Annotated in this window: 18 protein-coding genes; 3 read left to right on the forward strand and 15 right to left on the reverse strand. The window is 41.3% G+C overall.

Annotated elements, in window-relative coordinates; genetic code table 11:
• Window positions 1-22: 22 nt before the first annotated feature.
• The 11 genes from HMPREF9009_RS17400 to HMPREF9009_RS17450 all read right to left on the reverse strand — a co-directional run bounded on the left by HMPREF9009_RS17400 (window position 23) and on the right by HMPREF9009_RS17450 (window position 15968).
• Entirely contained in the window at window positions 23-1912 is a 1890-nt protein-coding gene (locus tag HMPREF9009_RS17400; RefSeq protein WP_049702839.1) for a TonB-dependent receptor, read from the reverse strand.
• 30 nt (window positions 1913-1942) lie between these two features.
• A complete protein-coding gene (locus tag HMPREF9009_RS17405; RefSeq protein ID WP_049702840.1) occupies window positions 1943-2362 on the reverse strand; it encodes a DUF1893 domain-containing protein in 420 nt (139 codons plus the stop codon).
• 8 nt (window positions 2363-2370) lie between these two features.
• On the reverse strand, window positions 2371-3774 hold the full coding sequence (locus HMPREF9009_RS17410) for an aldo/keto reductase (RefSeq protein ID WP_049702841.1): 1404 nt from the start codon (window positions 3772-3774) through the stop codon (window positions 2371-2373).
• A gap of 19 nt (window positions 3775-3793) precedes the next feature.
• A complete protein-coding gene (locus HMPREF9009_RS17415; RefSeq protein WP_049702842.1) occupies window positions 3794-5302 on the reverse strand; it encodes a 4Fe-4S binding protein in 1509 nt (502 codons plus the stop codon).
• Window positions 5303-5491: 189 nt separating this feature from the next.
• Window positions 5492-5962: an MBL fold metallo-hydrolase gene (locus tag HMPREF9009_RS17420; protein WP_004314337.1), complete on the reverse strand. Its 471-nt coding sequence runs from the start codon at window positions 5960-5962 to the stop codon at window positions 5492-5494.
• A 156-nt stretch (window positions 5963-6118) separates the two neighbouring features.
• Window positions 6119-8743 (reverse strand): carboxypeptidase regulatory-like domain-containing protein, encoded by a 2625-nt coding sequence (locus HMPREF9009_RS17425; RefSeq protein WP_049702843.1) that lies wholly within the window; start codon window positions 8741-8743, stop codon window positions 6119-6121.
• Window positions 8744-8868: 125 nt separating this feature from the next.
• A complete protein-coding gene (locus tag HMPREF9009_RS17430) occupies window positions 8869-9843 on the reverse strand; it encodes a FecR family protein (protein ID WP_049702844.1) in 975 nt (324 codons plus the stop codon).
• A 98-nt stretch (window positions 9844-9941) separates the two neighbouring features.
• Entirely contained in the window at window positions 9942-10493 is a 552-nt protein-coding gene (locus tag HMPREF9009_RS17435; RefSeq protein ID WP_008647509.1) for an RNA polymerase sigma-70 factor, read from the reverse strand.
• A 100-nt stretch (window positions 10494-10593) separates the two neighbouring features.
• Window positions 10594-10839 carry a DUF3098 domain-containing protein gene (locus tag HMPREF9009_RS17440; protein ID WP_015531097.1) on the reverse strand — a complete coding sequence of 82 codons (246 nt, stop codon included), beginning with the start codon at window positions 10837-10839 and terminating at the stop codon, window positions 10594-10596.
• A gap of 11 nt (window positions 10840-10850) precedes the next feature.
• Complete coding sequence (locus tag HMPREF9009_RS17445; RefSeq protein WP_049702845.1) at window positions 10851-13985, reverse strand: glycosyltransferase family 117 protein; 3135 nt, start codon at window positions 13983-13985, stop codon at window positions 10851-10853.
• A gap of 879 nt (window positions 13986-14864) precedes the next feature.
• Window positions 14865-15968 carry a tetratricopeptide repeat protein gene (locus tag HMPREF9009_RS17450; RefSeq protein WP_049702846.1) on the reverse strand — a complete coding sequence of 368 codons (1104 nt, stop codon included), beginning with the start codon at window positions 15966-15968 and terminating at the stop codon, window positions 14865-14867.
• 254 nt (window positions 15969-16222) lie between these two features.
• Between HMPREF9009_RS17450 and HMPREF9009_RS17455 the strand changes: the two genes are divergently transcribed.
• Window positions 16223-16843, forward strand: coding sequence for an HAD family hydrolase (locus HMPREF9009_RS17455; RefSeq protein WP_015531094.1), 621 nt, complete (start codon window positions 16223-16225; stop codon window positions 16841-16843).
• A 37-nt stretch (window positions 16844-16880) separates the two neighbouring features.
• Window positions 16881-17690, forward strand: a complete 810-nt coding sequence (locus HMPREF9009_RS17460; protein ID WP_049702847.1) for a 3-ketodihydrosphingosine reductase — start codon at window positions 16881-16883, stop codon at window positions 17688-17690.
• Window positions 17691-17840: 150 nt separating this feature from the next.
• Here the strand turns inward: HMPREF9009_RS17460 and HMPREF9009_RS17465 are convergent, their stop codons facing one another.
• Genes HMPREF9009_RS17465 through HMPREF9009_RS17475 form a run of 3 tightly spaced genes read right to left on the reverse strand, consistent with a single transcriptional unit; the run spans window position 17841 to window position 19835 of the window.
• Complete coding sequence (locus HMPREF9009_RS17465) at window positions 17841-18569, reverse strand: DUF6064 family protein (protein ID WP_049702848.1); 729 nt, start codon at window positions 18567-18569, stop codon at window positions 17841-17843.
• An 11-nt stretch (window positions 18570-18580) separates the two neighbouring features.
• Window positions 18581-19066 carry a threonine/serine exporter family protein gene (locus HMPREF9009_RS17470; protein ID WP_004318282.1) on the reverse strand — a complete coding sequence of 162 codons (486 nt, stop codon included), beginning with the start codon at window positions 19064-19066 and terminating at the stop codon, window positions 18581-18583.
• A 1-nt stretch (window position 19067) separates the two neighbouring features.
• Window positions 19068-19835 (reverse strand): threonine/serine exporter family protein, encoded by a 768-nt coding sequence (locus tag HMPREF9009_RS17475; protein ID WP_008775697.1) that lies wholly within the window; start codon window positions 19833-19835, stop codon window positions 19068-19070.
• A gap of 77 nt (window positions 19836-19912) precedes the next feature.
• Here HMPREF9009_RS17475 and HMPREF9009_RS17480 point away from each other — a divergent pair, with 77 nt between their 5' ends.
• The gene (locus HMPREF9009_RS17480) at window positions 19913-21166 is read left to right on the forward strand and encodes an MFS transporter (RefSeq protein WP_049702849.1); all 1254 of its coding nucleotides are present in this window, start codon (window positions 19913-19915) and stop codon (window positions 21164-21166) included.
• A 118-nt stretch (window positions 21167-21284) separates the two neighbouring features.
• Here HMPREF9009_RS17480 and HMPREF9009_RS17485 read toward each other — a convergent pair whose 3' ends face one another.
• On the reverse strand, window positions 21285-21536 hold the full coding sequence (locus HMPREF9009_RS17485; RefSeq protein ID WP_004309749.1) for a hypothetical protein: 252 nt from the start codon (window positions 21534-21536) through the stop codon (window positions 21285-21287).
• Window positions 21537-21550 lie beyond the last annotated feature (14 nt).

Raw genomic sequence — 21550 nt, forward strand, 5'->3', positions numbered from 1 at the left:
TGATTTTGGAAAAGTGGGATATTTAAAAGTTCAAATTAATACCACCCATAAACGTAGCTTTCGGCATGGGATAACCTGCATTTATTTCATAGCGTTGCGCCAATAGGTTTTCTCCTTTCACAAAGAGATTAGCGAAACGACAGAGACGATAATTTCCCCGAAGGTTCCATAAGACAAAACTATCTTGTTGCTCGTTGTTTAGTATTACAGAGGTATAAAGCCCCTTTACATATTGTATACCTGTTGATACACTCCAACGTCCGGAAGTGTAATCCACCCCTGCGTACAATTTATGCTCGGGAGCGGCAAGAACTGGATTTTCCATGTGAAGCCAGCTATAATTGGCATTGACATTCCAATGTGAATTCATGCGATAACCAATGTTGGTTTCCAACCCCCAGTTTTCTATTTCGCCGGAATTGATATTTAATGGAGGAACCAAACCGTTCGACATAATCACATTATCCCCATTGATATAATAAAGGTTGACTCCGTAGGATAACGCGCCCTCCAACAGACGTTGTGAGTATGAAAGTTCGTAACTTAGCAGTTTCTCCGGTTTTAGTTCCGGGTTGGCAGGGGTAAACATATACATTTCTCGAATCGTCGGATTACGGTATCCTTTGCTAACCATTGCTTTAAGTTCTCCATGCTTCGGTAAATGAAAGGCCAACCCACCTTGTGGAATCCATTCAGTACCTACATGCGAATGATGGTCTACACGAATACCTGCATCCAGTGAAAACCAGCTATTGATATCCTGACGAAAATCAACGTATCCGGCAAACTCATCCATTTGCTTGTCTACCCCCGGAGTATGTTCACCTGTAGCTACAACCTTGTTCCACGATTCACCTCCGAAGTGCTGATAATCCAGCCCTACGGTCAAACGGTTGCCGGTAAAGAGAGTGGCACTTTGATACCATGATACACCCAACATCTTATCTTTGGAGTTGAAATGTGACTTTTGCGGTTCTTTTCCTATCTGATAACCATCATTGATTTTATGCCGTCCCCAGTTATAGAAAAAGCTCAAAGCACCCGAAGTCTTCTCGTAATGATTCTCTAAAGCAAATGATGTCATTCCGCGAGTGATACGGGAATCGTTGTCGATCAATGGTACTTGAATAGTTCCCGGATTGGAAGCATTAAAATGAGTTACGTTTACATCTCCCCACACCTTCCAGAAAGAGCTGATGTCATAGCCTAACTTTGCATATCCACCGTATTGCTCGAATTTCATATCAGGGCGATGTCCGTCCGTACGATTATAAGAGCCGGTTACGACACTACTGAAACGTCCCTTTTTGACACGGTTTGAAAATTCAGTCTGTAATGTGTTGTATGAACCATAGCCCACTTGCATATTCGTATTTACTCCATCTTCCTGTTTCCGGCGGGTGACAATATTAATCACTCCACCCATTGCATTCGAACCATAAAGCACGGATGCGGGGCCTCGTAACACTTCTACTTTTTCTGCCATCATCGATTGATAAGCATCCGCTATCGGATGTCCCATCAACCCCATGTACTGCGGATGACCGTCAATCAATACCAATAATCCCGCTGTCGGGCTACCACCGATACCGCGCAGGCTCATACCTCCCGCAGCTCCGCCGGATACACCATATCCCATGACGCCACGACTGGTAGTGAATAATCCCGGCACCTGCTCCGTCAATAACGGCAACAGAGAAGGTTCATATCTTTTCTCAATCTGTTGCCTACTGACTACGGAAATAGTCATCGGAAGATGACGTACATCTGTCTCATTACGTGTCCCGGTGACTACAACTTCATCGATCATATAATTTCTTCCGGCCTGTGTACTGTCTCTCTTAGTCTGTGCCATTCCCGAGAGGGAAAGCAAACTACCGAACAGGAATAAACAAGCTGTATTTTTTCTCATACTTTATTTCGTGTTTCAGTTATCTCTTTCTTACTTCCTACTTCTGATTTTTTCCAGGAAATCGCGGATCAGCGGTAATATTTCTTCTGCTGATTCCACTTCGCTACACATAGTTTCTACTGGACATCCTCCTGTACGGTCGCGGTTCCAGATAAAAGCAACTTCCTGCGCAAAATCGACTTTCACATCTGATTTCCGGAATAGCTCCAAAGCCTTGGTACTGATAATATCCGTATATAATTCTTTTATACCACCCAGAATCATCAGGGCGGCAGCTCCCTTGCCAACCACTTTGTCGGCAACCAAAGCTCCTTTAAGAAACTCCGGTTCCTGTGTTAGCAAATCATAGAGATCAGCTACGCCACGTTGAGTGAAAGTGCGGATTTTTCCTCCGTTGGCAATGGTGCAGGAATATCCTCCCGTATGTAATAGATTAATTAATTCTTCCATCGTTTCTTTTATAAAGTACCTTGTTTCAATTGTTCTACAAACTGGTCTATCCGGTGCAGTTCTTTCGGAATATCAATGTTTTGCGGGCAATGAGCCACACACTGATTGCAACCGATGCAATGACTTGCCTGTCGAAGTTTGGGCACGCTACGGTCATATCCGACAAGAAAAGCGCGTCGGGCTTTCGCATAATTTTCATCCTGTCCGCTTCTGGCGACATTACCTTCATTGACACAACGGTTGTAATGCAACAATACAGCAGGTATATCCAGCCCATACGGACATGGCATACAGTATTTGCAGTCGTTACAAGGGATAGTAGGATATTTCAGCATTAATTGTGCCGTTTCTTCGAGGAATTCTTTTTCTTCATCTGTTAATGGTTCCAAAGGAGAATAAGTGCGAAGATTATCCTGCAGATGCTCCATATAAGTCATGCCGCTTAATACAGTCAGAATATCCGGGAATGAACCGGCAAAACGGAAAGCCCAGGAAGCGACACTGCTTTCCAGACGACGTTGTTTGAGCCGTGCCACCAGATTATCATTCAACTTGGATAGACGTCCTCCCAAAAGTGGTTCCATAATGATGGCAGGAATCCCCCGTTTGGCCAGTTCGCCATAGAGGTATTCCGCATCCGTATTTCGAGTATTGGTCTCTTTGGCATGTTTCCAGTCTACATAATTGAGTTGTATCTGTACAAAATCCCATTTAAATTCATCGTGTCGTGAGAGCAGATAATCATATACCTCAATATCACCATGGTAAGAAAATCCGAGATTCCGGATACGTCCGGCTTCACGCTCTTTAACCAGAAAATCAAGTATTCCGTTATCCAGGTATCGTCCTTTAAGGGCTTCCATTCCTCCCATGCCGATGCCGTGGAGCAACATATAATCAATGTAGTCGACTTGTAGCTCCGCAAACGATTTGTGGTACATCTTGAGCGAGGCTTCGCGAGACCACGTATCAGGAGAGAAATTAGATAATTTGGTAGCGATGTAATATTTATCACGGGGATGGCGACTTAATGCAATACCTGTTGCCTTTTCGGAAAATCCTTGTACATACGCCGGAGATGTATCGAAATAGTTTACTCCGTGAGCGATTGCATAATCTATCAATCCATTGACGGCATCCTGGTCGATAACTTCACCATTACCATCGGGAGCAGGTTTGAGCGGCCAACGCATACAACCATATCCCAAAAGTGAAACACGGTCACCGGTGGTTGGAGATGTGCGATAAGTCATTTTATCGGTGGGCACCTCTCCTTCTCCTGTTGTGCTACTTGCAGAAGTAGTTCCCTTTGAAGAGCATCCGTATAGCAGACCTGTCGATGTGGCTGCACTGATACCTACAATCTTAATAAAATCTCTTCTATTTATATCTTTCTTATTTTTTTCTTCCATAATCTTATACTGATTTAGATCAAATAATTCTGTGCATCTGATGTCCGCTCACATAAATGGCGCTGAAAGGACGGGATGGACAAAGGTTCTCACACGCTCCGCAACCAATGCATTTTTCTACATTCACTACCGGAATCTTTAGAGAATCCGCTTTGTCAGGATCGGAAGCCACCATTTGTATAGCACCTGTCGGGCAATGGCGGGCACAGTTGCCACACTCCATTCCATCCGTCAAAGGCACACAGTTCTCTTTAATCCATACGGCATGTCCGATCTGAATAGCCGATTTCTCGGCAAGACTGGTCAGATGAATAGCATCTGTCGGGCATACTTCCGCACATTTGGTACATTCAGGGCGACAATATCCGCGTTCATACGACATTTCCGGTTGCATCAATGTCATCAGATTGTCTGAAGGACGCAACACCTGGTTGGGGCAAACAGATACACATAATTGGCAGGCCGTACAATGTTGAGTGAAATTACGTGCGCTTAATGCGCCGGGAGGATAAATCGGATTTTCTCTGTTCGGGATCTTCTTATCCTCAATAGTGGCTAACCCGCCGTCCACTTTCTTTTCCTGTGCTTTCAGGACAGAAGTTGTCGCAAAGATTGCTGATGCCGAAAGGAAGCTACGGCGGGCATTATCAATCTGTTCGGTAGTGACAGCTTTTGCTTTCATATCTTCACTTGTAGCAGTTTCGTTTTTAGGTTTCCGTCGAGTGTATTTAATGGCTCCATGCTTACACTTTCCAATGCAATCCATACAAGCCACACAACGACTATAATCAATTTCATGAGCTTTTGAATTGATACACGATGCTTTGCAATTACGGGCACATAAACCGCAACTATTACATTTGGAAGTATCAATCACCGGTTTGAATATCGCATATTTGGATATAAATCCCAATACAGTACCCACCGGACAGATGGTATTGCAATACGTTCGTCCATTACGCCACGCCAGAATGAAAAGGACAATGAGAGTGACAACGGCAATAATCAGTGTTGAAAGGCTCTTCATCCATACATCTACCTCATAAAAAGCATAACTATCCATTCGTTCGGCAAAGTATGCCAACAGGTTGTTTCCCCACTGCCAAACCGGCGCGAAAAGGCTGGAAGCTATCCGTCCATAAGCACTATACGGAGCCAGTAAGATAGCCAAAGAATTCAGCCCTGCAACCATCATGATAATGAACACTCCTAAAACGCCATACCGCAACCATTTCATTGCCGATGAATAGCGGAACCGGTTTTTCTTTTGTTTACCGGATATCCACGAAACGATGTCCTGAAACACTCCCAACGGACAGATAACGGAGCAATAGATACGCCCGAACAGGAATGTAAGCACAATTAAAAACAATACGACACCTATATTCAAGGCTAATAAAGCCGGCAGAAATTGAATTTTCGCCAACCATCCGAACCATGTGTGCAATGTACCCGTAAAGTCGAGAAAAAGCAGGGTAATAAGCGTAAAGCACACAATGGCGGCTGTAAGTCTGATAGTACGTAGCATAAACTTTTTTAATTTTCAATTTATAGTAGTTATCTCTAAATGTCCAAAACAGTCAGGATTGAACCATCTGTATTTCAACGTTGCAAATTTAATCAGTGAAATTTGTTTTTCAACTATACAGATTACAGAATGTTTTACCAATTTTACTGATAAATAGAAAAGAAACGTTTAACCGTATTAGGTGAAGAGCTATTTTTCTAATGTCACGACCTCTCCGATCTCCGGAATCAATACATTGAGGTAATCTTTATTCTTCATCTCTTCTGCATTCTTCAAAGGCTCGTCCCAACGATGTTTGGCTAACGCATATTTAGAATGATGTACGGTCAGGACTTTCTTCGCTTTTAAGTCTCTGGCTGTCTGCGCCATATATTGGGGCATGAGGTGAATTAAGCTCCACTCTTTGTCGTATTGCCCGTTTTCGAGGATTGCAAGGTCGATATTGGGGAAGCGGTTGCCTATTTCCGCATAATGCGTATCATACCCTCCGTTTCTATAATTAGGAGATTTCATGACTCTCTCCAGCCGTTCCCCGCGAGGAGTTCTGCCGAAGCTGGGTTGATTGATAAAAACAACGACTGACACAGCCAGCAACGCTATTACAGCTAATATACATCCTACAATCATACGTGTTCTGAATTTCTTGAATATGATACGCATATAATTAATGACTAAATTATTTCACGCAGCAAATATACAGGTATTCAGAGAGCCCGTTAGTATATAGATTACAGATTGTTATACCATAATTACTGAAAGCAATTGTCTGTTGGGTGTCAGTCTATTGTGTGAACAAACCTTTTCTTATTCAGTGCTTTAGAAATAAATTTTGTAGCTGATGTTCGGAATCAATCCCGATCCGTCTTTTTCTTCTACTACGCTTGTTCTTTCATTGTATTCATAGAAATGCATTCCGGTGCGCATACCTACATTTAGTATCTTTAGAGAGAACTCGTGAGACACTCTTTTCTTATTGATCCGGAAGCTGATAGAAACATCGCCGTTGATGGAAGGATTGAAACGTTTGGTATATGCCTTGCTTTCGTCAAAAACGATGTCGCGTTCTTCTTGGCTTTTTTCTTCATCCACAGGAGTGTAGCGTCCCCCTCCCTGAAAAAACAGGCGTCCGTTTATACTTAATACATTTTGTTTGAGTCTGCCGACCATCCATTCTTTTCCGGCGAGCAAGTTCACTAAATAACTTTTGTCCAGTCTTGTATTTCGCCAGATACGGTCTCCTCCCCTATACTTCGACTTAAATAATGAACCTGTAATCATATAGTAGAAGCCATTTTTCATATACTGCTCCAATGTTATATCTATTCCATAGTTTTTCGCTGTTCCGGTGCTTGTCAGTATCCGGTCTAAATAGAATTCTTCGTAATTAATAATCGAAAAGGAAGAATTCTGTTCCACCGGTATGTGGAACAGGTATTGATAATAGGGTTCTATTTTCAGATGCAGGTTTTGATTAATATTCCAGTCATAAGTAAATCCGAAATGATGTGCCTTAGAAAAATCCAGGTATCGGTTTGATTCCTTTTTACCATTGATTACCTGTTCGACAAAATAATAATCGAGCCTTTCCCTATGGCTGTGCAAACCGTAAGCTACCGCTAAAGAATGTGCAGGATTTATTTCCCATTTGAGTGCGACTCTCGGTTCTATCGACCAGTTCTTGTTTAAAGTAAAGTATTGTCCGGTAACTCCCAAACTGGTTGTCAGGTTATTGCTCAAGTTGATTACGGAACTGCTATACGCCGAAAGAACTGTACTTTCTCCACTACCTTTCGAAAGCTGCTCCATGGGTTGGTTTAATCCAAAATAAGGACTGACCTTATAATCAAGATCATATTTAAGTTCCGTAATGGTAATCCCCGTTCTATTGGTGTGCCTCGAACTGAATTTCTTGTTCAGATAAGAATTGAACACAAAATTCCATCTGCTGTTTTGAATATCTCCCACTTGGACAATGGTTCCATCGTCAGTCTGTAAATTGACTAGTGAATGATCTTTCGAATAGGTTGCAGATAGAGACGAACGGATATAGGCATTTTCATTAATTACATATTTATGAGTTAACCCGCCTGCCAGTTTATCCAGTTTGTTAGATCCCGACGACCGGTCTCCCATCGTTTCCCATTCGGAACGATCCAAAACCTCTGCCTTGTTTCTGTCGAGCAATCCTAATCCCCAGATCGAAAAGGTTCCGGCTTTACGTGTGGGGAAATTCAGTTTAAAAGCTAAATCCTGATATTTCAGGTTGATGTCATTGCCCGACGCCAGCGAGGTAGTGGAAAAACGGTAATTAATCAGGTAGGAACTTCCCCGCTTTTTATTGATAGGACCTTCCGAAGCCAAATCTATCCCCATGAGTCCGACCTGAAAAGCGTGTTCGTATTTCTGATTATTGCCATTTCGCAGATGCATATCGAAAACTCCTGATAGGGCATTGCTGTATTCCGCAGGGAAAGCTCCGTTGTAGAAGTCGGAGTTGCCGATGACTTGCGTACTTAAGCCAGACAGGAATCCTCCGCCCAAACCTGATAAATCGGCAAAATGGGTAGGATTAGGTATTTCAATTCCCTCCAGTCTCCATTGGGTAAATTGTGGAGCGTTTCCCCGGATGGCAACCGCATTGGTACCGACATCTCCCGCTACTCCTGCAAATGCAGAACTCAACCGTGCAGGATCGTCAAAGCCATTGGCAAATCGTGACGCTTCTTCGATACTAATCATACGTCCTCCTGTGATGGCCATCGGGTTGACAGTCCGGTCTTTTTTTATTTCCGGTTTGACAAGCACTTCGGCCAAATCCTGTACATTTTCATCCATTGGAATCTCTACAAATACTTCTTTGGAAGAAGTGACAGATACTTCGGTGATGATACTTGAGCGATACCCCATAAAAGTTGCCTGAATATTATAACGCCCTACCGGGACATTATTAATCCGGAAATTTCCCCGTTCGTCAGTCGAACCTCCCCGAGAGGGATCTTCTGTTATACAGACGGAGGCATATTCTATCGGCGTATTGGTTTTGGAATCAACAACAATTCCTCTTATGGTTTGAGTTAGTTTTTGTGTATCATTGTTGGCGGGCTTTTGCTTGTTATCCTGCAAAGAGATAATAATATGATATCCTTTTATCTTATATGCATATCCCGTTCCTTTCAATAGTTGGGTCATGGCTTTGTCGACAGTTGCATTTTTGAGAGATAAAGAGTGCTTCTTTTCGATATCCAGCTTCGATTGTTCATAAGCGATGCTATATCCGGTTTGTGTCTCTATTTGTGCAAAAGCCTCTTTTAATGAGATCTTTTTATTTTGTATGGTAATCTTTTTTTCTTTATTCTGTGCAACAGTTGTGAGAGAGAGAAAAGTAAAAAATAAAAAAATGGCGAGCTTACCTGCTCTTTTCTTCGTATTTATTCGATTCATTATTCTATATTTGTATGTTGATACTTCATTTTACGTCACTTGTTGAATGAGGGTAGACATTTCAGAACTGGGAAGAGGGTCTCAAGCTACTTCCCGGTTCTTTTTATTCATAGGCTGTTTCTTTTTTATGGTTGGGTTACTACTATTTTTTTTTCATACTGCTGATAATCAAAGCCGATTATATCTTTCAATATATTCAGTATTTCATCCAGGCTTTCATCTTTTAGAAACTTGACTGTATATCGTTTCGATGTGGGGATAGTTGCTGTATTATCAATCGTGGTGTTGTAGTGCCTTTCCAAGGTTCGGAATATTTCTCCGGCACTGGCATTGGTAAAGACTAGTTTTCCCACTATCCAGCAGTTGGTATCATTGGTATCTATCATTGATATATGGATGTCTGATGATTTTTTGTCGTATGTAAGCTGCTCATTGGGCTTTAGTATATGGGGAGGTTGGGACTGAACGCTCACTTCCACCTTACCGCTAGTCAATGTAGTAGTTATTTTCTCATCATTAGGATAGGCTTTCACGTTGAATCTGGTTCCGAGCACTTTCACCGAAAGTTGGGATGCTTCTACAATAAAAGGACTTGCGGTATCTTTTTTGACAGAGAAATAAGCTTCGCCGTCAAGCATGACCAAGCGTTTATCTTTGGCAAAAGTTTCCGGATATAAAATGGTACTTCCCGCGTTCAACCATACTTCCGAACTGTCTGGTAAGATCAGGTGTTTCTGTTCTCCGTAGGCAACGGATACTTCTATCATTTCGTTGTGGGGAGAAAGATAGTAGAATATTCCTCCTGCAAATAAAAACAAAGGAATAATAACGGCGGCAATACGGGCAAATTTCTGATAAGAAACTATGTTGGTCAGATGTTCCTTATTATATCCTGTTCTTAAATTTACCCGTTCCAATGAAGCATAAGTATTTGAATCGGCTTCTACGTCCAATTCATTCCAAAAATCCAGTGAAGCTTTAGCTTTCGCCTGCTGATTTTTATCTTTGATGATCCACTTCTGCACTTTTTCTTCCGTTTCGGATGGAAAACGGGCGGAGAGGAACATTTTGATGATTTTACTGATATTACTTTTCTTCATTTTTGCTGCACTTTACTATATATACAGTTTGGTGGCAAAAAGCTCAATAAGAAAATGAATATTTTTTTGAAAAAAGCAGGATGAAGACGAAAATGATCCTATAACAATGATACCAAAAAACATGAAATAACCTTCCGTATTTCTTTCAAAGCAAGGCTTAACTGGCTTTCAACATTTCTTTTGGTAGTATTCAGGCGTTCGGCAATTTCGGCATTGGATAATCCTTCGTTACGGCTCAATGTATAAATCATTCTCCGTTGTTCGGGCATTCCTCCGACAAGTTTGTCAATCAGCATTTCCAGTTCCTTGGCAATAAGGTCTTCTTCGGAAGTAGAGCTATATTCTGTATCTTGGTTGTTGTTCAGATAGGCATCGCACACATATTTATGTTTCAGGAAGTTGATGGCTGCATTTCTGGCAATGGTGTGCAAATAAGAATTGAATGATTTGGATGTATCAATGGAATGACGATTGATCCAAAGATTGACAAATAAATCCTCTGTCAGCTCTTCTGCATCGGGCTCCGATTTTATATATCCGTCAATGAATGTTTTGGTTTTGTTGTAGTATGCTATAAAAATAGTCTCAAAGGCCTTGTGATTCCCATCCTGAAAGGCCTCCAGCGTTTTTATATCAATGTTATTACTCATACTATTTCCCAACTTTCATTTCATTAGGACAAAAGAAACAATAATTTATCTTATATGAATGCTCTTTTTTGAAATATTAATGATATTAGGAGGATTTATTTTATTTTAATGGTCGGTAAAGAATACCAAATACATTCAGCAGATAGCCTAACAAACAGACTAAAGGGGCAATACGTATGCGTGTTTCGCTAAATATATCGGGATGATAGGCGGCAAGGGTACTCCCCTCGCCGCTCATCAATATATATCCTGCGATAATCAATATCGAACCGATTATTAAAATGATGTAATTCTTTTTGCTTAATACAGTTTCCTGTTCTTTCTCTTTTACTATTTTCGTTTTCATCTTTCTTGAGTTTAGTTTTGATAATTCATTAGTTGAGCGAGTCGCATGTATTTCTCTTCAAACTGCTGATTACTCTGTTTATACCTCTCTTTATCCATATCTTTCAGTAATTCATTGCACTGATTCCACTGCCAGAACTTATACAGGCAATCCCGTTGAACCATTTCTATCCGGCTATCTCCCAGCGAGAAAGCCCAGTCGATATAATCTCTCGATTCTGATATCAGATCATTCAATAAAGTGATCGCTTTCCCGGTTTCTCCTATGGAGGCATAAGCTGTGGCTATATCATACGAACCACTCTCGTATACTTGAGGTACATTATACGCCGGAATAGCTTGTTCGGCATACGCTAATACTTTTTGGGCACGGGCATTGTCTCCTTGTTTCACCAGTTCTTTAGCCAGTTGGGCAAAGAGTCTTCGGTGGGAGTAGCAGATGCGCATAGTCGTTTCGTCCAGATAAAGTCCGGGAGTATCTAATCCTCCATATTTATATCTGTTCATCACATTCTCGTAGAATTTCTCCGTATCTATTGCATATCCATTGTCCCTTTCCGCGTCTCCCCATTTTTTATAATTAAACGGGGTAAACCGGAATGCCAATCCTTCCTGGACAAAGTAATCATCAAACTTCAATTGAGTGGCATTTCCCACCGAGATAGCCATGTATAACGGACGTTCCCAGTTGCAGTTAGCCAATATTTCGAGTATGAGCAAATCTACTTTAGTCAGCAGACGTATATCTTTCAGAGAAATAGATAGTTTATCCGGCATCGCATTTTTCAATTCTTCTCCTTTTAAATGACGAATGGCTTTAGGTAGCATCATTCCCGAACGAAGCACTGCATCCTTATCGATATGAATGTTTATTGTATCGGTAGGTATCACATGAAACTCCTGCTTCTCTGCAAATACCCAATGTTTCAAGATATTCTTTATCTCATACGGATCATCTCCAAAACTGTCACGGGCTTCTTCGGGATGCTTTTGATACAATTCTTCTATTTGTTTTTTCAACTCCGGACGAACGGCTACATATTCGTTCTTTCCCTCTTGATATTGATTTTGTTCCCAGCTGATCGGTAGTCCGGGAGCATTGTATAGAGGACATTGTTGCTGATAAATATACCAGTCGGTTTGCGCATAACTTAAGTTGCAGATGCGTGCATCTCTGCGTACCTCTTCCGTGTCCTGATTATACCATAAAGGGAACGTATCATTGTCTCCGTTACAGAATATAATCGGATTTCCTGTATCGGGAAGCGTCATTAGATAATTAGCCCCAAAGTCACGGCAAGTATACCGGTTGCTCCGGTCGTGATCGTCCCAAGTCTGGCTTGCCATTTGTACGGGGATGAGTAGGCAAAGCAGCATGAGTAAGCTGACCGGGAGAACTTTAAAGTGCTTCCGACGAAGCATATCACAGCATCCGGCAGCTCCCATCCCGATCCAGATAGCGAAGGCATAGAACGAACCTGCATACGCATAATCCCGTTCGCGAGGTTGTCCGGGAGTCTGATTCAGATAGAGCACAATCGCCAATCCGGTCATAAAGAAAAGGAAAAACAAGACACTGAACTGTTGCTTGCCTTTCTTTCCACGTGCCCATTGCCAATAGATACCAAGTAGTCCTAATAATAACGGCAAACCATAGAAAACATTGTGCCCTTTATTCTGACGCAAAGATTCCGGTAAAAGCTTCTGATCCCCCAAGCGCAGGTTGTCAAGCCAGGAAATTCCTGTAATCCAGTTGCCGTGTTCCGGTTCACCGCTTCCTTGAATATCATTCTGCCGTCCGACAAAATTCCATAGGAAATAACGTACATACATGTAGTTGAGTTGGTATGTAATGAAATAAGTCAGGTTCTCTTTTTGTGTGGGTACATCATTCGTGCTTCCCGACCATCCTTTATAAGAAGCAGCCAAACGATCATTCCACATTCGCGGAAACAACATATTTTGAGTGTAGCACACATTTTCTTTATAGCCGATGATTTTATACTTGCCTTCTTTTCTATCCGGCCGATATATGGCACTGCCTTTTTCTGTTTTCACTTTGTAATAGTCTCCTTCGGGCACATACTCCGGTTCGGAAGCGTAGGTTCTTCCATAAAGTAAAGGGGCACTTTCATACTGTTCGCGATTCAGGTAGCTTTTGAGCGTGAAAATATTATCCGGTGCATTTTCATTAAGCGGTGTATTGGCATTGGCACGAATCAATATGACCGCATAAGTGGTATATCCTATGGTGAGCATGAGCAGGCACCATAAACCGGTATGTACTATGCGTTTTCTGAATCGGTAGATGGTTCCTATCAACAAAGACAGGACTAAAGTCAGAAAAATGATTAATCCTGTTTGGAAAGGAAATCCCAATACATTGACGAAGAATAGCTCGAACCATCCTCCCATATCAGCCATTCCGGGTATATAAACAAAGAGAATCAATACAATAAGAAGACCGGACAGCGCAATCGTTCCGATCACTCCCTTGAGTGATACAGCTTGGTATTTCCGGTAATAGAACACCAATACAATAGCAGGAATACAAAGCAGATTGAGCAGGTGTACTCCGATGGAAAGTCCTATAATATAGGCTATCAGGATAATCCAGCGGTCGCCGGATATTGAATCTGCTTCGTCCTGCCAGCGAAGAATCATCCAAAAAACCAAAGCTGTGAGGAAGGAAGAGAAGGCATATACTTCACCCTCTACTGCACTGAACCAGAATGTATCACTGAAGGTGTAAGCCAAAGCTCCTACAAATCCTGCTCCTAAAATGATAATTACGTCGGTTGTTGATAGCTTCCGTGCATCATCCGTAAGTATGCTTCGCACCAATCGAGTAATACTCCAAAAAAGAAACAAGATGCACCCTGCACTTAACAGTGCATTTAAAAAGTTGACCATGCGCGATACCTGCGAAGCATCGGACGCAAACTGGGTGAATAGATTCCCGACAAGCATATAGAAAGGTGCTCCCGGTGGATGACCAACTTGTAGCTTTTCGGCACATGAAATAAATTCGGGACAATCCCAAAAACTTGCGGTAGGTTCAATAGTCATTCCATACACAAAAGCTGCTATCAGAAAGACAATCCAACCTCCTAAATCGTTTCCTCTTTTAAATAATAAGTAACTCATTGTTCTGTCATTTTTTTGTTTGCAAAGTTACAGAACATGCATATATGATAAGTGTTTTTAGTCGGACAGATACGGACAGGATGATTTTGTAATTTATTGATATTCAGACTTAATAGGAGTCTAAATACAGACAAAAGCAGACAGCATATATATAGGGGAAAATTATTTATTCTGTAATTTCATTGTTTCTTCAATTTTAGCTTATTTCTGCACGGGTTTTCACCACAGAGGACACAGAGGGTACAGAGGTGAATTTTATTCATGACTTACGGTTTTGAGCATAATTGTGATGCGTAATCCTCTACTATAAAGTTGAAAAACGTAAAAACATCTGCCACCTGCAACGAAAAGCGTGTAATGTGCTAGTTGATAAATAGTTGGAACGTTGCAGATACCTGCGGCAGATAGGTTGCAGATACTTTATCTGCAACACAGTATAAACTTTACATAAGCTAATTCTCTAGGAGCGCAAAAGTTTATTTGAATACATAACTTCCTGTTTCCAGGCGGGGAATTGTCGTTTCCTGCATTAGAAACTACAGTTTCCACGGTAGGAAACGAGAGTTTCCAAGGCAGGAAACGACAGTTTCTACGTAAGGATACTGTCGTTTCTCCGTAGAGACACTACAAATTATCCATAGAGCCATCCCAATTATCCCATAGCTTTGCATAAAGGAATCAAGGCTTTTTCTTTGATTATATAACGTGTTGCAGATAAAGTATCTGCAACCTATCTGCCGCAGGTATCTGCAACGCTCCAACTATTTGTCAACTAGTATATTACACGCTTTTCGTTGCAGGTGGCAGATGTTTTATGTTTTTTCAACTTTATAGTAGACAAAACTTTCATTCATTTCTGCACTGAAATAAATTTCTCCGTTAAAGTGGTGAAGCCCCCAATGACTTAACAATATCTTCCAATGATTCTTTCGAGTTTACCAGCATCAGTTTCTCCGTTTTTATTCTGGAAATTCTTCGTGTCAGCGTTTCGGTAGTAAGTTTCATTAAATCAGCAAAATAAGCCGGTTGAACTCCTTCCCGTAGAAAAGCACATACCCTTAAATCTTCTTCTGTGAGTTTTGGACTTATCTCTTTCAATTTAGAGACAAGTCCATAGACATTCTCTTGAAGTCGCAGCAACTCTGTCCAGTCTTTCTCGGAGAAAGAAGGGATTTTAGAAGACAAAACATTCCGTTCCTTAAACTGCCGTACTTTTGAGACAACCGGAGAACTTTCATAGATATGTAACTGAAGAGACTGATACTTCTCTTCGAGATGATTACATTGCAACATCAGCTTATCCGACTCGACATCTTTCTTCAGTATTTCTTCTTTGAAAAGATCCAGTTGGGAAAGTGCGTGCCGGTTTTTCTGCCAGAGTAGTCCAAGCAACAAAGACATCACACCAAACATACCTAAAGCAGAAGACAGAATGACCGAAGAATCACTTTTGTTATCGTTTAACATCAACTGACTGGCGTATGCCTTTCTTTCCATTTCCAGTGCTTCATCAAAGTTACCGTATTTCTGATAATAAAGACTACATCGTTTGCATATTTTTGCCAGATGATCGTATTCCTCTGTTTCTTTGGCAAGTTTGATTGCCTCCTTAAAGTGGATTTCTGCATCCTCTTTCTGTTCCAAATCACTTTCTACACAGGCAAGATAATAATATACTTTAGATTTTTGATATTCATCACCGTGTTTCTCATAATAAGATGCCGCCTGCCTAATCTGCTTATCAGAGGAATGAGGAATGTTTTTATCCTCGTTGAGCTGGGTACACAATAAATTATACTCTGCCAGTTGAGCCTCATTCATTTGGCTTGACTGAATAGTCTCAAGAATAATGGATGCTGTATCAGGGTCCTGCTCCATCAGTTGCGCAGCCTTGTCCAGCCCTTGCTTCACGCTCGTCCCTTCCGGATGACAGGCAGCCAGTGAAAGGAGCATCATATACAATAAAATTCGAAGATTATTCATAACTCTATTTTTGTCTTTGCAAAGGATTGATTGGATTTGCAAATATAAAAAATAATCGGCATTTATGCTTCTATAAGTTACACAAAATATAGTGACGCTATCCTGTTCTTATAGTGACACTATCCTTGCTAAATGGCGTCACTATCCTGACAGGATAGCGTCACTATGTTTTTTTTGACAAATATCAAGCCGTTGCGGGCTATTAATTAAGAAGATAAGCCGTATCTTTGTAGCAAACAAGAAAATTATATATCATGATTAAAAACATTGTATTTGATTTTGGAGGAGTGATTGTAGATATTGATCGTGACAAAGCGGTTCAGGCATTTATCAAACTGGGACTGGCAGATGCTGATACCCGGCTGGATAAATATCACCAGACCGGCATCTTTCAAGAACTGGAAGAAGGAAAGCTAAGTGCGGATGAGTTTCGGAAACAACTGGGGGATTTATGTGGCCGTCCATTGACGATGGAGGAAACCAAACAGGCATGGCTGGGCTTTTTCAATGAAGTGAATCTAAATAAACTCGATTATATATTGGAATTGAGAAAGTCCTATCATGTGTATATTTTAAGTAATACCAATCCTTTTGTTATGTCGTGGGCATGCAGCCCCGATTTCTCATCGAAGAAAAAGCCGTTGAATGATTATTGTGACAAACTATATTTGTCTTATCAGGTCGGTCACACGAAACCTGCACCCGAAATTTTCGAATTTATGGTGAATGATTGTAATATCATTCCTTCCGAAACTTTATTTGTTGATGACGGCGCCTCTAATATCCAAATCGGCAAAGAACTGGGATTTGAAACGTTCCAGCCGAAGAATGGTGAAGATTGGCGGGAAGAAATGACTGCTATCTTGGAGAAATGATAATTGAGCAGTTAGTACCATACCGCAAATAAGAAATATGCAACCACAAGTCATACTTATCACCGGAGCATCTTCCGGATTCGGCAAGATTACCGCTCAAATGTTATCGGAACGAGGGCACATCGTTTATGGAACAAGCCGGAAACCTTCCGAAGACATGAATCAAGTAAAGATGCTTGTTGTCGATGTTACCAATTTCCTTTCCGTTTGTCAGGCCGTAGAGCGGATTCTATCGGAGCAGGGACGGATTGACGTATTGATTAATAATGCCGGAATAGGTATCGGCGGCGCATTGGAACTTGCCACTGAAGAAGAAGTGAATATACAAATGAATACAAACTTCTTCGGTGTAGTGAATATGTGTAAAGCAGTTTTGCCATCTATGAGAAAGGCGCGAAAGGGCAAGATTATCAATATCAGCTCTATCGGTGGTGTAATGGGAATCCCCTATCAGGGATTTTATTCTGCTTCGAAATTTGCAGTGGAGGGATATAGCGAAGCATTGGCTTTAGAGGTTCATCCGTTCCATATAAAGGTTTGTGTAGTAGAACCGGGAGATTTCAACACCGGATTTACTGATAACCGGAATATCTCCGAACAGACAAGACTGGATGCTGATTACGGAGAAAGTTTTCTGAAATCATTGGAGATTATAGAAAAAGAGGAACGTAATGGATGCCATCCGCAGAAGTTGGGTGCTGCCATCTGTAAGATAGTGGAACGTACCAATCCTCCTTTTCGGACGAAAGTAGGTCCATGGATACAGGTGTTGTTTGCGAAGAGCAAAAAATGGTTGCCTGATGCAGTGATGCAGTGTGCCTTACGGATATTCTACGCAATTAAGTAAACGATACGATATATAAAAGAAACTGTTCCCAAAGTTTCTAAAAGAAAAATCGTCCTTACTACAACCTATCGTAGTAAGGACGATTTTGTAAAATCAAGGCTTTTTTGAACGGCCTCTTTTTTTGATTTGAATATCTTCTATGTTTCCGAATTAACCTTTCGGAACCAATTCCAAAAACATGGTAGTAGTCAGCAACACGGCCAGTCCGACGCAAACGCTTATCAACAGCCAATTGATATATTTTGCTTTCGGCTTGGTGTCGGCATGTAGATTGTTCAGGAAATATTCCCTGAAGAAAAGATACAGGCCGGGGATCGTGGCACTTGCCAACAAGAAATCTTCCGGAATCTGAAAGAAATAAGTTTTGGATAATCCGATCAGCGACCAGTGGCAAAGGAACAATACCAAAAACATATTGACCTTTTGCGCAAACAGCAATAACAATCCGATGGTAAACACCACTACCGAACAAGGCATGACCGGAGAAGTCATTTCTGGGAATGAGAGACCGCGTGCCAATGAAACCAAAGGGTATATAAAAGGCATTGCCAACAGGACATAAGACAGCAAATCATATTTGTGGGTACGTTCGAAGGTAGTATATCCCGTAATCGCATCCCATATCCAAATGATAGCCATCACACCCCAAAACATAGCCATCACCCCATTATAGCTACGCTCTTCACAGTAGATATAATAGTAGACCACCGAAATCCACGTATACAGACCTATCATATAGAACTTCATCGCCATTTTCACCCACGGACGTGGTCGGCCGATAAGCAATCCGGTCAATGCAATACCAATCAGAATGATAACTATCTGTAACAGCCAGGTAGCTGAATTATAATATGCAATTGTTCTCCAAAAAATCTCCATAAAAGTTCGTTTTAGTGTCTTGTTAATGAAAAGGCTCTATGTGGGAACAGGAACATCGGGAACGTAGCTCCTACCGCCAACATGAAAATCACTGTGCTTGCTATCAGAGTATTAGAGAAGAACATCGACATAAACTTGTCCAGCTTATCCGGATCATTCACATTTTGCAGACACATGATAAGTGAAAATACCATGTTGTATGCAAACTTACCTGGAATCATGGGAAGTAATGCCGGAATGTAAAGTACCGTCATCGGGCAATATACCTTTTTCCCTAACCACAAACTACCGAAGCCGATGACTAATCCGGCAAACAACGAACCTGTGGCAATATCCACGCCTAAATAGGTCATCAAACAAAAACGACAGGCGTGTCCCAATGCTGCCAGTATGGCAATCATCTTGAATGCACGCAAAGGAGGATCGGAAATTGCACCAAATCCTATACCTGCTACTGCTGCAAAAAATCCATCCGTAAGAATGTCAAGTGCTATCATATCAAATTAAACTGTTTTTTACCATTAATAATGTGAAGGAAAGTCCGATAGCGATGCTGACAATCAACAAAGAAGCCTCTGTCAGACGGGCAAATCCTGTTAATACATATCCCTCCACTATATCAATCACGCCATTAATCAAGGGAACCCCAGGCACAAGATAAAGCACGCTGGTTGCCATGGCAATCTCCGAAGTTGTATCGAAAATCAGTGCGGTAGAAGCACACAGGGAAGCAACAAAAGCCGAAACAATAAATACAACATAATGATTGATCTTTTTCGCCTGCATTTGTTGTTTCAGGTAGAATCCTGTAATGGTAGCCGAGAACACGATTCCCATCGAAATTAAATCACCGCCGAATAATTTACAGAAAGAGGCATTGGCAAATCCTACTAATAATAATACGAAAAGAGAGTGTATCCGCGGAGCAGAAATAATCTTCTTGTATTTGTCTTTCAATTCTTCCAATGACAAATGATTGTCTACTGCTTCCCAGCTTAATGCGCTTAACTCTGAATTATGTTCAAAACTAATCGGGTGTGCAGGAATGTCTATAACCTCGTTACAAGCCTCGTTTGTTTCTTTGTCTATAATAGTCAGAATGATGTTTCTATGAAATACGCTTAATTTGACATCTAGTCCGAAAGCCTCTCCAATACGCTTTGTGTTGCGTACCACCCGCGAGGTGTGTACTCCGGCCCCCATTAAATGGGCTGAATATTCTGCAATAAATTTACCTATGGATAATAAAGATTCGCCTGTCTTCATGAATATGATATTTTTAAATCGGGCGCAAAAGTACAAAAAAAATAGATACCTTTGCCGCGATTAAAAATAAAAAATGCATGAATAACCAATTTACGCATCCTAAAGAGAGAATACGTTTTGCCATATTGACTTTTTTCTTTGCCCAAGGACTTTGTATGGCAAGTTGGGCCAGCCGAATCCCTGATTTCAAAGACGTTTTTGCCGCAAATTATGCTTTCTACTGGGGACTGATTTTATTTATGATTCCTGTCGGAAAGTTTGTCGCGATCCCCTTGGCTGGCTATCTTGTTTCGAAGTTAGGAAGTCGGAGCATGGTACAGGTCAGTATCCTGGGATACGCTTCATCCCTGCTTTGCATCGGGCTGGCTCATGAGGTCTATCTTTTAGGCTTTCTGCTCTTCTGCTTCGGGGTGTGCTGGAATTTGTGTGATATATCATTCAATACACAAGGCATTGAGGTGGAACGTATCTATGGTAAAACCATTATGGCCACTTTTCATGGAGGATGGAGTCTGGGGGCATGTGCAGGAGCACTTATCGGCTTCGTGATGATTTTGGCCGGAGTCTCCCCTATCTGGCATTATACACTGATATTTATAATCATCCTTATAATTGCACTTTCCGGACGGAAATATTTGCAGGAAAGCGCACCGCAGGAAGCGGAAGTTTCTGATACAAAGATGAAGAAAAGAAATACAGCCAAAGCTCCCAATGGCTTTCGCCTGTTATTTCAAAAACCGGAAATGTTGCTTTTGCAGTTAGGACTTGTCGGACTGTTCGCGCTGATTGTAGAAAGCGCAATGTTCGACTGGAGTGCCGTTTATTTCGAATCAGTGGTTCACGTACCTAAGTCATTGCAAATCGGTTTTCTTGTATTTATGATTATGATGGCAACGGGCCGTTTCCTGACTAACTATGCTTATCAGCTTTGGGGAAAGAAGAAAGTCCTGCAACTGGCGGGCAGCTTTATCTGTATCGGCTTTTTTGTTTCTGCCCTGTTAGGAGGAGTTTTCGAATCTATGGCCATGAAAGTAATCATCAATTCTTTAGGTTTCATGCTGGTCGGCTTGGGAATATCCTGCATTGTGCCTACTTTGTACAGCTTCGTGGGAGCCAAATCAAAAACACCGGTCAGTATTGCACTTACCATTCTGTCAAGCATCAGTTTTATAGGCTCGCTGATTGCTCCCCTGCTTATCGGTGCCATCTCGCAGGCGTTCGATATCCGTATCGCTTATATGATTATCGGCATATTGGGTGGATGTATCGTATTAATAGTCAGTTTCAGTAGTGCTTTCAATATTCAGGAATCCGGCGATAAACCTGAATAGAACAAATAAAAAACGCAGCCTTTCACAGTGTTTAAAATTAAACCTCCTGTGAAAGGCCGCGTCAATCTTTTAATGCCTTAACTAACCTAACTACTTTATCTTAACTATACTAACCTATCTACAAAATACCCGAAAAATCTTTTATACTACTAATAATCCTATCTTTCAATTCGTTGTTTTCAACTATTGAGAAGCCACAGTCTACATTTGCCGGAGCCAATAATACAGCTTTAGCTTCTTCTGCATCTGCCATCTCTTCCGGGTGCTCTCTGAAATAAGTTTCCCATTGGGAAGCTGATTGCGGAGTTACACCCAGCACATAGTTGATAAAATCATCATCCGTCAAAAAATCCATTACCTTTGAGCACATATCGCATCCTTTTT

Source organism: Bacteroides sp. 3_1_13 (assembly GCF_001185845.1).
In the GTDB taxonomy this organism is placed as follows: Bacteria; Bacteroidota; Bacteroidia; order Bacteroidales; family Bacteroidaceae; genus Bacteroides; species Bacteroides xylanisolvens.